We start from the raw sequence: 12,316 nt of genomic DNA on the forward strand, positions 1-12,316 counted from the left end.
GGGCGTAAAAAAGCCCCTAAGCTTTTGATTTCTTAGGGGCTTCTTGGCAAACTTGGAATAGTTCGCAGCATCTTTGGCGGAGAAACGGGGATTCGAACCCCGGGTAGGCTATGAACCTACACACGCTTTCCAGGCATGTAAATGTTGATGATATAACTTATTGATTGACAACGGTTTATGTGGATTTTAAGATGGTGAGAATTAATTATCGCCACATTTTTGCCACAATGACTGAGGATTAATCGAATGCCTACCATCAGAAAGCGCGGAGAGTACCAGTGGGAAGTGCAGGTTCGTAGAAAGGGCTACCCACCTCAATCCAAAACCTTTACGTCACGGGCAGATGCCGAGCTTTGGGGAGCCACGGTTGAGTCCGAAATTGGCCGGGGTGTTTTTATCGATAGAAGTGACGCTGAACGACACACGGTTGGAGATGCCATCGATCGTTTCAAATCTGAATTCGCCCCTTTTCACTACAAGGCGAGGGACGACAAGAAAGAGGCATGGCGTTTCCAATGTGAACATTTAAAGCGGGACTTGGGTAAATATTCCTTGGCGGCGCTTGATCCTAAAATGGTCGCTCACTATAGGGACAAAAGACTTGCAACGGTTGGCGAAAGCACGGTCAGAAAAGAGCTGTTCATGCTTTCCAAGATTTTGAAATTTGTAGAGATGGAGTGTGGTATCACCCTTCCAAGAGGTAACCCTGTTGGAAAAATTCGAAAACCTTCGGAGCGAAAGCATCGAGACAGGCGATTGACAGATGATGAATGGCTTCGACTGAATTTGGAATGCAAGCGTAGTCAGAATAAGTTTCTATGTCCCGCCATGGAATTTGCATTGGAAACAGGTATGCGCCAGGGCGAACTGCTGGCGCTGAGCTGGCAGGATTTGGATCGAAAAAGATCAATCGTGCTATTGAAGGATACAAAGAATGGAGAAGAGCGAGCGGTGCCATTGTCGCCTGATGCGCTGAAGGTTTTGGATAATTTGATAGTCTCAATTCGGGGGAAGATTTTCCCGTTGCAGAGGGTGACGCTTTTCGGGGCATTCAAAGCTGCATGCGTTCGTGCGGAGGTCAAAGATTTCAAATGGCATGATCTACGACATGAAGGACTGTCGAGGCTTGCAGAGCGGGGTGACTTGAATGTGCTTGAAATAGCGGCTGTGTCCGGCCATAAGACCCTTTCGATGCTAAAGAGGTATACACATCTTCAGGCAGAGAAGCTGGCCGTAAAGTTGGCTGCTACAGCTAGCAGATCGCATTGAATAAAAATAGTTGTGACTTAATAGAGCGAATGTTGTCAGATTGAATTACAACTGTTGACTTGTAGACAAGAATTAATGTTTAATCCATGAGGAGGTTCGAACAGACCCGTTGGAAGCTCTGGCAGAAGGCTGTGTCAACGACTTGCCGCATAAAAAATAATATAAATTTGCATTAAGTAGAAAATGAAAACTCCTTCATACACATGGATTTGCCATAAATGTAGTGCTGCCAATCCGCCGAACTCTGCGACATGTGAATGCTGCGGATTTCCAGCGATGGCTACGGGAAAGCAAATCCAAGCAGAAAAGCCAAATCTAGGTAACGATCGTCCGGCAGTGCATATGTTTACAAGTTCCGATATTTTTTTGTTTTTTCCTGAAATCATTCCAGCAGCTATTCTTGCTGTGTGGAGTCCTTTTTGGGCAATTCAGTTATTGTTGGAAAGTCATTTTCTGGCAGCACTTACTTTGCTTTGTGGCGTAGGGGCAAGTGGCTATGCTTTCTATTCAGGTGTTCGCAGTAAACAAAAGTATTTAGCTTATATCGGCGTGCTAGGCATGCTTTTGTCTGCTGGCCTAGCGCTTCAATTAAGCCAGCATGTTGTTGCAACTTAATTGTCAATGCGTATCGATTGGCATAAAACAGTTTTTGAGGATTTGAATGATAAGTCGAAAAACATTTATCTTGCTTTTTTTATCTACTTTGCTTTTGCAGGGCTGTTCACCCAACAGTTTTTTTATTAATTTGTTTTCAGATGGATCGAAATTAGAACTCGTTTCGATTGATCACGATTCCGATTCTTCTTTAACCCAGGACTCGGTTGTTACGGCTAATCTAAAATACGAAATACCGCACTTCGAAAGCAATAAATATTTTGTTATAGCCCAGTTTTCAACAACCAATTCGTCGTCCACTACTGACGGAAACTTTCCTGCGAATCGCTATCCAATTATTGTTACTCCCAGCGGCAGTATTCAAATCAATTTTCCACTAATGTACGTTTTGAATTCGCCAAACATTAAGCGACCTTTAACCATGTATTTTTTTCTAAACGAGAAAGTTGGGCAAAATTCTGGACACGTTGTGGCAATGGTGGGTCCAATTGAACTGAAATGACGATCAAAATATAAGGACAGAATGGGATATTTAAAATTAAGGCTTGAGGACGAGGGAGACGGCTCTGGTGAATTGTTTGTTCAATTCGAGCAGAATGGGTTTTCAGGACATGGGAGCGCTTGGTTTAATCTCAAATTATTGGGCGAAAAGGCAATGGAGTTTAAGAAATACCCTTTACAAAATGACCGAAGCGCGTACATAAGTGGCGGTTTTTGGGAAGAAAGTTATCCTGCAAAACTTAAGGAGGAGCTTTTGCATATCTCCGCTTACCCGATTAATCAACGCGGCGGCGTAGCAATTTATGTGAAGGTTGCAAATAGGCCTTTCGGCTCTGAACGTGAGAGCGAACCGTTGTCAATAGCGGCAGCTGAAATAGTGACTTCTTATCCACGTCTCGAAGTCTTTTCTAATGATTTGAAAAACCTGTTAGATGGGATCTTGGATGAAGTCGTACTTTCAACAGGGCGAGAGTAGAATTTTTAGATGCAACTTAAATTACATGGCGTGGATTAATCTCGGAGCATCGCAAAATCAATGATCATACTTTTCTATTTGGTTCTCAAATTTGCAGTGTATTCGGTTTTGTGTGGGTATTTTTATCGTTTCTATGGGGCAAGCGGGCCGGTCAAAAATGCTTATGATTTTGGTTTAATGTGGGGAGGCATCAGATTTTTAATTGGTCTGATTTTTGCGGTTCCTTTTGGCCTGGCGCTTGGATACTTGAATCTGTTGATAAGGAGAGAAATTGTCGAATCCTTGCTGCCATTTACTTTGGCCTATTTAGTTTGCTTTTTTATTTTTCGCTTTATTGAATGGCGACTACTCTTTTTCGCTATGCATAAAAAATACCCAAAAAAGTCGATTCAACCAGTTTTTAAAATGGTTGCAATGGGAATGGTAGCAACGCTTTTTACAGACTTGGTCGTAATGGTAACCGTGAATTATATTCCGAAATTTTTTTGTTAATGGAAATTATTAATGTATTGGGGACATAGTTGATCGATGGTTTTGTCAATAGGCGAAGGAGGCATGGTGATCGACGAATCAGAAAATATTCTTGACGATTTTTCGCAAGCATTTGCGGACCGCTTGTTCTCATTATTTCCGGAATGGAGAATGCTACAGAAAATTGAACGTGCTAGCGACGGTTCCAATTATCTGTCTCTAGAAATAGCTGCGCCAGCTGAGGCAAATGCCGTTTGTGGATTAACTGTCACAACCGAAAATAATGAGGTGACTATCGGATTTGACTACTATCACGGTCATTTTTTTGACCAAGTCGGAAATGGAACTTATTTGGGTGCTGATTACGCACTTTATTTTTTGTCCCAGATTTTGAATGAAGAAATTTTCTTTACCTCGTGGTGGATTGGAGATCAGTTGCTCGCCTTCAGCACGATTGAGAACGGTAAGGTATTGATGGACGATGCCCTAGTCGGGGAATATGGCAGAGTGCGCATACGATCGTGGAACGGTTCGCGCAATTCAGACATTAACGCCACCGTCTAATTGGTTATTGATCTTTGTGGGTCCGTATTTTTTCAATTGGTATTGAACGGGACTTTTCTGACAGATTACTTATTACTTAAATTAAAGAAGGGTAATCATTGAAATCGTTGGCCTTATCCAAAATATTATCAAAAGTTAATCCAGTTCACTGGACTAGAAAAATTCTCTTAACGCTTCTAACGAGCGTGGCGCTTTGGGTTATAGGAATCTCAATTTCAGCAATTCCAAACTGGGAACCAACTCGTTTCGCCATTGATTCAAATTCAAATGTTTTTCGATCCCCTGAATTTAGTGTGGATCTGAACGATCTCTACAAAATTGGCATTGAATTTAATCTATCAAACGGTGACAAAGTTGACTGTTTTCTTGAAGACGGCATTGAATCTGAAAACTGCCACTTGAATCATCATCTTAATGCTGAATGGATTTTATATTCAGACGGATACGAAATAAACCATGGATTCTCGCGGGACAAGGTAAAACTAGGCGGAAATACGATGGGTCAAGGAGGATGGTCTGGTCGTAATCTTGAATTTCGGAATATCGGCGAGTTTCGCGGAGCTCGAAACAATAAGTACATTTTAGAGGTTCGATTCTTGGACAACATTGCCGAGATAATGCCAACAAAGCCAAAGGTCGTTGTGGCAATGAACTACTGGTCCAGAATTGGGTATATGGATTTGGCTGGCATATTTGAGTTATTAAGTTTTATCATGTTCGCGGTGACCATTTTCTTAATAATAAATCGAGTTTGGCACAACCGAGGCGAACTTAAAAAGGTAGACTCAATAGCGGGAAAGCAAGCCCATTAACTGTCCGCTTGATAAAAGCCTATCCATCTCTTGATGGCGCGAATTCTATAACTTTTAGTGATTTCGTTTTTTGAATTAGTGACTATTTTAGTGAGGTCCAATGAGCTGTATCTTTCGAGTATCTGGTGATGGTTTGGATGTGGACGCGTTGATTTTACGGAACAAGCTAGCCGCAAATCGAATATGGCGAAGAGGCGAGCCTCGTTTACTGAAAGGAAGAATTCATTCGAATGCTGGCGCAAACTATATTGCAAGCCAGGCGGACTTAGATCAGTTTGAAATTCAAATTCAAGAAACCATCGTCTTCTTGGAGAAAAACCTTTCTGAAATATTGGCGATAGCTTGCTTTCCTGGTGTCGATGACGCCCGGCTAGACTTCGGAGTTGTGTATCAAGAGAATTTTGTTGAAAGTACATATTTGTCGCCAAAATTATTAAAACTTATTGCCCAAGCCGGGATTGGAGTGGAAATTTCTCGATACGCAAGCAGGACCGACGATCAGAGTTGATATTTGTTTTTGGTCGGCAGACAGAACAAAGTAGGCATTAATTAAACTGAATAGGCGCGATCGCCTTTTGCATGAAAATAACAAGGGCCAATCGGGAATAACGGATGCCAGAATTTAAAAAAACACTTACGGCGAAATGGCTGAAATTGAGCAAAATTACCGCGATGCTGGTAATTATGCTTTTGCCGTTTTCTGCGCATGCAGATTCCCCGACTATCACAAGCATAAAATCATTTGGAGAGTCCACAAGAATCATCGACGGAACCGCAAGAGACAACCTGATTGACTGGGGAGATACACAATTAAAATCCTCTTCGGAAATTCAGATTAAGTCGATCGGCTTTTCAGTCTATCCACATTTTAATTTTGTCGGAGGCACGTTAAGGTGGCAGCTTGCAGGTACATTCAGACCCGACACCAAGATTTCAAAGGTGTCGATTGATTTGGTTAGCGCGGATCAAATGGTTTACCACCTGGTGGCTGACATTTCACCTGAAGTGAATCCAACAGGGTGGTTTTTATCTACGCCGGATAGTTTGATAGGACCAAAATCCCTTCCCTGGCTTTTCAAGACAGGTGCCGCAAAGTTGCATTTTGTTTTTACATTTAAAGTCGCAGGAAAATCAGACTTGAAGTTCGACGAACCGGCAATTTTGCCCAATCGCACACGACTGTGGATTTTGGAACAAGGGGATATTGAGTTCTCTAGTGCCCAAAAAACCGATTCGGCCAAACCTTTTTCTGTTCCAGCGTGTGACGGAAAGAAACTGGCAGCTTATCGCCCATCTGACGAAGAGGTGGCACTACATCGAAATGGCATGGCTCCATTTTCTGAATATACCTTTGACACTCGCCCGCCTGGTAGCTGGAATTTTCATCTAGCAACAATGGTAGACGAGAAAGGAAATGTTGTTTGTTATGTGAGTACGATCGCGGCTGGCGAAGATACTGTGTTAGATGACAATCGCAAACAATTGATTACTTCAATCGCACGAAACGGCTACAAACCATTTTTGATGGGCGGAAAGCCAGTACCCGCGATGGTGGCTGAGCAGGTCCTAGAGCAAGAACGGCCTGAGCGACACATTCCCTTGCCAGATGTGCCTTTGAATAGAATTCAGATCACTTTGGATCGTGCGGGATGCATGAATTCCTGTCCCTCTTATAGGGTCGAAATATTTGGAACGGGACTGGTAATCTTTCGGAATCGTGCAGGTTCCAATGCCTCAAAGATTCATCGGTACCACATTCCCCTCTCCGAGGTAAAAAAATTGGTCTCGGAAATGAAAGCTACCGAGATCTGGTCATTGCGATCAAAATTCCGTGATCAAAGCTTCGATGGTCCTACCTATCGTTTGAAAATCGATTTCGGGGGTGAAATTCATACGATAGAGAGTTACGAGGGGGAACGGGATGGTATGCCGGGCTATGTTACTGATTTTGAAAATATGATCGATCGCATTGGCTTGTCATTTAAGCGGTTATAATTTTTTATTTAATACAGCAAATATCGATATTGCCTTGAAATCCAACGTATTCGGATTAAATGGCAATTCGTGCATTGGTCAAGCAATCTTGCGATTTCCGAGATTGGCGGAACTTCATGTTTTTTTAAGGGACATTATCAAATGGAACTCGCGATAAATGAAATGCTTTGAATTGAATTGGCACTAGCCATTAAACTGTATTTGATTGATACGGAGATCGATAAATGAGTCATCTTCTTTTATTAGGTGCAGGTTTCAGCAGAAACTGGGGAGGGTGGTTGGCTGGCGAAGCTTTTGAATATTTGCTTGGCTGTCCCGAAGTTGCCTGCAATTCTCATTTACAGCAACTATTATGGCGCAATCAGCCCGCTGGTGGCTTTGAAAATGCTCTCGCCGAGGTTCAAGCTAATTTCATCAAATCTCCACAAGAACACACAAAAAATTTGCAAGACATTCAGAATGCAGTCACCAGGATGTTTGAAGATATGAATCGTGGTTTCCTTGAACACCCTGACTTTGAATTCCAGCAGGCTCGCGAACGCATGGTTGGGACTTTTCTAACGCGATTCAATGCCATCTTTACGTTGAATCAGGATTTGCTCCTTGAGCATTACTACATCGACCAAAACATAACATTGTTGTCGAATGGAAGATGGACCGGATCTGATTTGCCAGGTATGCGGCCTGCTCCAAGTGGTGGCACTGCGATTCCAAATTCGTGGGCGGAAAGATCCTGGACGCCGTCGAGCGAAGATTTCAATCTCGCCGAGAGAATGCAACCCTACTTCAAGCTTCACGGCTCATCAAATTGGAAAGAAAAACATGGGGCACCTATGCTTATCATGGGTGGTAACAAGATTCGCGAAATAGGATTATCGCCCGTTCTTCTCTGGTATCACCAAAAATTCGAAGAGTGTTTGAATAAGCCGAACGCAAAATTATTTGTAATTGGCTACGGTTTTCGCGACAAACATATTAACGAAGTAATCATTCGCGCGATTAACGAAAATGGATTGAAGATGTTTGTCATCGCTCCTGAAGGTGGCGATCTTGCGCGCATCGCCAATCCAACTCATACCGCTTCGATTCGTGTTGAGACCAGCCTTGAGGTTGCCTTTGAACATGGGCTCATTGGCGCATCGAGGCGGCAATTAAGTGACATTTTTGGAGGCGACACAATCGAATTTAATAAAGTGATGCGATTTTTCGGAACTTGACTGCCGCTAGTTATCCTGAGCTTATCAATGAAATAGGAAATGAGCCGCGAAATTCAATCGCGACGCTAAAAAGATACACATTTCTAAAATTAAATAAAATGCCAACATGGCAGAGAAAACCAAACCTAGTTATTTCCTGTTATCTCCAGTTACCTTGAATAGTCGCCTGATATCGTTAACGGGGCAGATAAATTTCGCTGACATGATAATTCAGAAATGAAAAAAATAAATAAGCGTTGACAAACCTAATCTACTGCAGAAAAATGGTCACAACTTGAAGCACAAATTGACAGCCAAATTTTAAACCGACATTTATGCTGGATTACTTAAAGCGGACATATGAAAGTTGCCTTCGCATTGACTCTGAAGGGCGTCAAGGCGGGTGGGCAACTCTGTTCCGTTTCTCCAAGTACTTTGCGGCTTTAAGACGTACCATGTTTCGCTCAGCAATCGTGCTGTTATCAGTAATGTTTGCCTACTGGGGCTTGTTGAAAATTGATTTGATTCCACAACATTATTCTGCAATCCTTTGCCAATCGGCGCTTCTTGCTGGATTCATGTGGGTGGCATTTGCTGGCATGACGCAATCATTCCATGATGAATGCTCCAGATACACTAAGCGTGTTGAAAAAGATGTTTGCGAACAAGTTGAACGTCTGTTCGGTTCGTTCATTTTCTGTTACGTAGTTAAGCTCCCAAGCGACGACGAGTCTTTCAAAAGTCGTTGCCTTCCTGCCCCTTTTATACCTCCTCGCGTAGCATCCGCCTGAGTTTTTTCCAAATAATTGGATTTTGAATTCGGGCTGGGTGCGCGCGCCATCTTGCTCTGTTTAGTCGTCGCACCTTGCCTTAACCCGCAAGGAGTATCAGATGCAAATTTTAGAATACATTGACGCGATTATTCGCGATCGTCTCTCCTGTTGTCCGGCAGTACTTAAGATCAGTGATCTCGAACCAATTTTCGGGGATGAGGTGCCAACAATCCGCGCTCGTATTAGACGTGGAAGTTTTCCAGTCACTGTACGTCAGGAAGACGGAGGTCGACAATATGTTTTGCTTGCCGATGTGATTCGGTTTTTGGCTACCGGGGAGCGACAGCCGCAGGTCATCCCTGGCATGAGAACCACGGCGACCTCAGCGCCGAAAGCTGGACGCCGTGGCCGACCAACGAAGGCCGAACAGGTTGCAGGTGTAAGGAGGGCCAAATCATGAATAAAGCCCTTCTTTCTATGATTTTGGTTCTTCGATTGAACCATGCCGCCAAATTTGTTTTATTGGCGCTCGCGATGTTGGCTGATGAGGCTGGCAAAAACATCTGGATTTCGATCGATAAATTATCCTTTTTCGTATCGATGCATCGTCGAACTGTCGTGCGTACTTTGCGCGTGCTGGAACAGTCACTAATTTTACAAACCGTTAAAAACGAGCATGGTGGGGCACCAGGTGCAAGTTGCCATCGTCAAATTGACATTGCGCGCATCGAAGAAATTCTGTGCAAACAGCGTTTGGCGGAATGTGAAAATGGAGGGGGCATCGATTTTTCGGTGATGAAGGAAATCGCTCTTTGCACCGGAGGCGCTCTGCCATCCAAAGTAGTGGTTGTTGATTTTAAAGATACCACTACTACGCTTAATTCTGAGGCCCCCGCTCAAGACCTCAGTACATATGATTGGCCAGAGTCATTGCGACCCGATGACCGTGCTGCGATTTTGGATATTTTCAATGCGTCTTCACAAGAGACGAAGGCAAATCAATACATACTCGATGAATTGCGGGCAGCAATGGCCCATCGCGAGATTCGCCTGAAGGTCGCTTGGGTCAAGGGAGTTCTGCTAAGAGGGATCGAGCGAACTGACACTGGTCGGGCATATGAGAAAGCGCGTTTGCACCGGAAAGTCGTTGGGCCAGTTTCAAGTAAAGCAGACCTGGTTCCAAAGACTAGCCTGGAAAAACAGGTAATTCATGAACGCATCAAGAAGTTAAAGGAGGCGTTCAAAAATGGGCCCAAGTAAAACTAAATTCACTCCTCCACCCAGAATGAGCTTTTTGGAAAAGCAGGCCATAGCAGATGCGAAGGTTTCTTTGATACTTGAATTTCTCTCAGACGGGGAGATTTACACCGACGTCGCCGTCACATCATGTCTGCTTGGATCTTCACTTAGCTCTGCCCGGCGGACATTAAAGCGGATGGTGAAAGAGTATTCACTCAAAACAGAAACTCACCTGGTCAGATCAAGGGCTTGCCAAATTTACGGTATATCGACCCAGGGCGTGGCACTAAGTGGAAACTTTGATTGCAGGCCATTTGAGCTGGGAAAAACCAACCCTTCATTTATAACGCACCATCTGAAAACTCAAAAGGCTAGATTGGCCGCAATAGATCATGGTTGGACGGACTGGGTGCCGGAAAGATCGATTCACGGCAAAGGGTATCTCAAAGTTCCCGACGCATTGGTGACGAACTCTGAAGGATTCAGAGTCGCCGTTGAGATCGAATTGAATATCAAAACCACGAAGCGATATTCAGAAATCTGTTCTGCTCACCTGCAATCGATAGCTAAAGGGCATTGGCATGAAGTTCATTATCTTTGCCCTGAAAAACTCCTAGCTGGTGTTGAGCGAATCTTTGCTGGAATTGAATTTGTTTCGGTCAAAGGGGACCGGGTTTCAATTCAACAAAAACATCGCCAGAGGTTCAAATTTTTCTGCCTCGATGCATGGCCGATTGCACTTCAAAAGGACACTCTATGAAAAGCACACTGGACAAACTTCAAGAAAAGCGGTCCAAACTTGAAAGCCAAATTCTCGCTGCGAAAGAGGCAGAAAGGCGGAAGGCAAAAGCAATCAATTTCCTCAGTTTGCTAATCGACAGATTCCCAGAATCTGTTCAGAAAAATGAGAAATTGTTCCACGAAAAATTGGAGCATCTAATGACCGATCTCGCTTCTGATGTTCAACGAGGCGGCCAATGATTACGCTAATTTTCGAAGGTATAGCGAACCTGAGTAGCGTTCGTAGTAGCGAATCGATCGTTTCGCTTCTTCGCATCGCTTCTGGTTTTCGCTCGAATGCAAGAGCAGTTCAAAAGCAATCGCCACACTGGATGACGCATTCCTCACGCTACGCGTGCCGACTAGGGTCGTACGGAAGCTTTCCGCTAGTGCGGAACTTTTCCAGTGCGTCTCATGGCGTCCCCGGCGCGCTCCGCGCTTGGGCACCCCCTTTGGAGGGCTCGCGAGCTGTGCTCACTCGTCGTGCCTTACGGACACGATTGGTGCTGGACGCACCACCTCCACAACCCGGAAATCGCTCCGCGATTTTCGGGTTGTTGACCGCGTCCTTCGGCGCGGCTCAAAGGGGGTGCCCAAGCGCGAAACGCGCTGGGACGCGGGGCTGTGCCCCCCGCACGAAAACCGCGGCCTGGGGGCCGCTAATTTGGCTGGGGCCAAATTTTTTCGGCGGCTCCCCCCGTGCCCGGTCTGCATCGCTTGGGCGATCTTGTCCGGCCTTCCTTCGGCAAGACGGTTGGCATAAGCAGCCAACCTTTGCCTTGTCCCTCTCCGAAATTTTTCGGTTTTGGTGCGACGCACCCCTGAAAAATTTGGGCGGCTTTTAAAGCATATCAATCAATCCTAAACGAGGCTAACTATGTTTGAAACACTACAATCAGATCTTACCCGGATCGCATTAGACCGATATATCCAGCACTTCGAAGTCTTGCAATACCTTGGCATCTTGTCCTTTTCATTGGTTTTGATGTTCTATACCAAAATTGGAAGCATTTCATTTAAAGCACTATTTTTTATTCTATTTTTGTCCGTTTTAGATCCGATATATTGGGGGATACTGAATGCACTATTGGAACAGTCTGGGCGTCGGCAAATGCCGTATGGGGTGCTTTTCGGTTGGGGCGGATTCTGGGTACTTGGGATCGCGTTACTAATACTATTTTCGCGCTATGTCATACCGATGCTTTCAATTGGGCTGTCGAGGATTAGTCGATCTTCGTCGATGGAACGGAACAAACGAACTGACGTACGCAACATTCAAGAATTTTTGCCGAAATCAATCGATTTCGATCCAGCTCGTTACATCAATCTTAAAAAAGGAATTTTTCTGGGATTGAATGAAAATCGCAAACCACATTTTCTCAATATACCGATGGAAACGAACGCTCCCCATTTGCAAGTGATCGGCACAACCGGTGCATACAAAGGCGTTGCACTTGGTTTGATGGGAGCGCAATTTCTTGAGCGCGGCGAGGCAGTCTTTTTCTTTGATCCGAAAAACGATGAATGGGCACCGCATGTTCTCTCATCCGCGGCGAAACGTTGCGGAAAGCAGTTTTATTTTATCAATCTGAACGCCCCGAATGGTGCGTAATTTAATCCATTTTT

The 12,316-nt window shown here is 44.3% G+C and carries 14 protein-coding genes; all 14 read left to right on the top strand.

From position 1 onward, the window contains the following. Positions 1–246: 246 nt before the first annotated feature. The 14 genes from S2091_RS12200 (at position 247) to S2091_RS12270 (ending at position 12,302) form a co-directional block, all read left to right on the top strand. The gene (locus S2091_RS12200; RefSeq protein WP_105532217.1) at positions 247–1,269 is read left to right on the top strand and encodes a site-specific integrase; all 1,023 of its coding nucleotides are present in this window, start codon (positions 247–249) and stop codon (positions 1,267–1,269) included. Positions 1,270–1,452: 183 nt separating this feature from the next. Continuing rightward, positions 1,453–1,884: a zinc finger Ran-binding domain-containing protein gene (locus S2091_RS12205; protein ID WP_133166899.1), complete on the top strand. Its 432-nt coding sequence runs from the start codon at positions 1,453–1,455 to the stop codon at positions 1,882–1,884. 523 nt (positions 1,885–2,407) lie between these two features. Beyond that, on the top strand, positions 2,408–2,860 hold the full coding sequence (locus S2091_RS12215; RefSeq protein WP_105532223.1) for a hypothetical protein: 453 nt from the start codon (positions 2,408–2,410) through the stop codon (positions 2,858–2,860). Positions 2,861–2,920: 60 nt separating this feature from the next. Then, entirely contained in the window at positions 2,921–3,352 is a 432-nt protein-coding gene (locus S2091_RS12220) for a hypothetical protein (RefSeq protein ID WP_105532224.1), read from the top strand. A 36-nt stretch (positions 3,353–3,388) separates the two neighbouring features. Beyond that, the gene (locus S2091_RS12225; RefSeq protein WP_105532226.1) at positions 3,389–3,895 is read left to right on the top strand and encodes a hypothetical protein; all 507 of its coding nucleotides are present in this window, start codon (positions 3,389–3,391) and stop codon (positions 3,893–3,895) included. A 98-nt stretch (positions 3,896–3,993) separates the two neighbouring features. Continuing rightward, positions 3,994–4,707 carry a hypothetical protein gene (locus tag S2091_RS12230; RefSeq protein WP_133166900.1) on the top strand — a complete coding sequence of 238 codons (714 nt, stop codon included), beginning with the start codon at positions 3,994–3,996 and terminating at the stop codon, positions 4,705–4,707. A gap of 100 nt (positions 4,708–4,807) precedes the next feature. Beyond that, a complete protein-coding gene (locus tag S2091_RS12235; protein WP_105532230.1) occupies positions 4,808–5,215 on the top strand; it encodes a hypothetical protein in 408 nt (135 codons plus the stop codon). Between the two features lie 104 nt (positions 5,216–5,319). Continuing rightward, entirely contained in the window at positions 5,320–6,702 is a 1,383-nt protein-coding gene (locus tag S2091_RS12240) for a DUF6438 domain-containing protein (protein ID WP_105532231.1), read from the top strand. A 224-nt stretch (positions 6,703–6,926) separates the two neighbouring features. Next, positions 6,927–7,919, top strand: a complete 993-nt coding sequence (locus S2091_RS12245; RefSeq protein ID WP_105532232.1) for an SIR2 family protein — start codon at positions 6,927–6,929, stop codon at positions 7,917–7,919. Between the two features lie 434 nt (positions 7,920–8,353). Beyond that, positions 8,354–8,689: a hypothetical protein gene (locus S2091_RS23855; RefSeq protein ID WP_133166901.1), complete on the top strand. Its 336-nt coding sequence runs from the start codon at positions 8,354–8,356 to the stop codon at positions 8,687–8,689. Between the two features lie 438 nt (positions 8,690–9,127). Continuing rightward, a complete protein-coding gene (locus S2091_RS12255) occupies positions 9,128–9,931 on the top strand; it encodes a helix-turn-helix domain-containing protein (RefSeq protein ID WP_105532234.1) in 804 nt (267 codons plus the stop codon). Continuing rightward, positions 9,918–10,670, top strand: a complete 753-nt coding sequence (locus S2091_RS12260; RefSeq protein WP_105532235.1) for a hypothetical protein — start codon at positions 9,918–9,920, stop codon at positions 10,668–10,670. The genes S2091_RS12255 and S2091_RS12260 overlap by 14 nt, the downstream gene beginning before the upstream one ends. Continuing rightward, complete coding sequence (locus S2091_RS12265) at positions 10,667–10,891, top strand: hypothetical protein (protein ID WP_105532236.1); 225 nt, start codon at positions 10,667–10,669, stop codon at positions 10,889–10,891. The genes S2091_RS12260 and S2091_RS12265 overlap by 4 nt, the downstream gene beginning before the upstream one ends. Before the next feature lie 910 nt (positions 10,892–11,801). Beyond that, a complete protein-coding gene (locus tag S2091_RS12270; protein ID WP_133166902.1) occupies positions 11,802–12,302 on the top strand; it encodes a hypothetical protein in 501 nt (166 codons plus the stop codon). The last annotated feature ends 14 nt before the right edge of the window (positions 12,303–12,316 follow it).

It is taken from the genome of Solimicrobium silvestre (assembly GCF_002976435.1).
In the GTDB taxonomy this organism is placed as follows: Bacteria; Pseudomonadota; Gammaproteobacteria; order Burkholderiales; family Burkholderiaceae_D; genus Solimicrobium; species Solimicrobium silvestre.

Excerpts from the sequence above, each read along its gene's own strand:
- S2091_RS12200 (WP_105532217.1), top strand. The coding sequence starts at position 247 with ATGCCTACCATCAGAAAGCGCGGAGAGTACCAGTGGGAAGTGCAGGTT.
- S2091_RS12205 (WP_133166899.1), top strand. The coding sequence starts at position 1,453 with ATGAAAACTCCTTCATACACATGGATTTGCCATAAATGTAGTGCTGCC.
- S2091_RS12215 (WP_105532223.1), top strand. The coding sequence starts at position 2,408 with ATGGGATATTTAAAATTAAGGCTTGAGGACGAGGGAGACGGCTCTGGT.
- S2091_RS12220 (WP_105532224.1), top strand. The coding sequence starts at position 2,921 with ATGATCATACTTTTCTATTTGGTTCTCAAATTTGCAGTGTATTCGGTT.
- S2091_RS12225 (WP_105532226.1), top strand. The coding sequence starts at position 3,389 with ATGGTTTTGTCAATAGGCGAAGGAGGCATGGTGATCGACGAATCAGAA.
- S2091_RS12235 (WP_105532230.1), top strand. The coding sequence starts at position 4,808 with ATGAGCTGTATCTTTCGAGTATCTGGTGATGGTTTGGATGTGGACGCG.
- S2091_RS12240 (WP_105532231.1), top strand. The coding sequence starts at position 5,320 with ATGCCAGAATTTAAAAAAACACTTACGGCGAAATGGCTGAAATTGAGC.
- S2091_RS12245 (WP_105532232.1), top strand. The coding sequence starts at position 6,927 with ATGAGTCATCTTCTTTTATTAGGTGCAGGTTTCAGCAGAAACTGGGGA.
- S2091_RS23855 (WP_133166901.1), top strand. The coding sequence starts at position 8,354 with ATGTTTCGCTCAGCAATCGTGCTGTTATCAGTAATGTTTGCCTACTGG.
- S2091_RS12255 (WP_105532234.1), top strand. The coding sequence starts at position 9,128 with ATGAATAAAGCCCTTCTTTCTATGATTTTGGTTCTTCGATTGAACCAT.
- S2091_RS12260 (WP_105532235.1), top strand. The coding sequence starts at position 9,918 with ATGGGCCCAAGTAAAACTAAATTCACTCCTCCACCCAGAATGAGCTTT.
- S2091_RS12265 (WP_105532236.1), top strand. The coding sequence starts at position 10,667 with ATGAAAAGCACACTGGACAAACTTCAAGAAAAGCGGTCCAAACTTGAA.
- S2091_RS12270 (WP_133166902.1), top strand. The coding sequence starts at position 11,802 with ATGCCGTATGGGGTGCTTTTCGGTTGGGGCGGATTCTGGGTACTTGGG.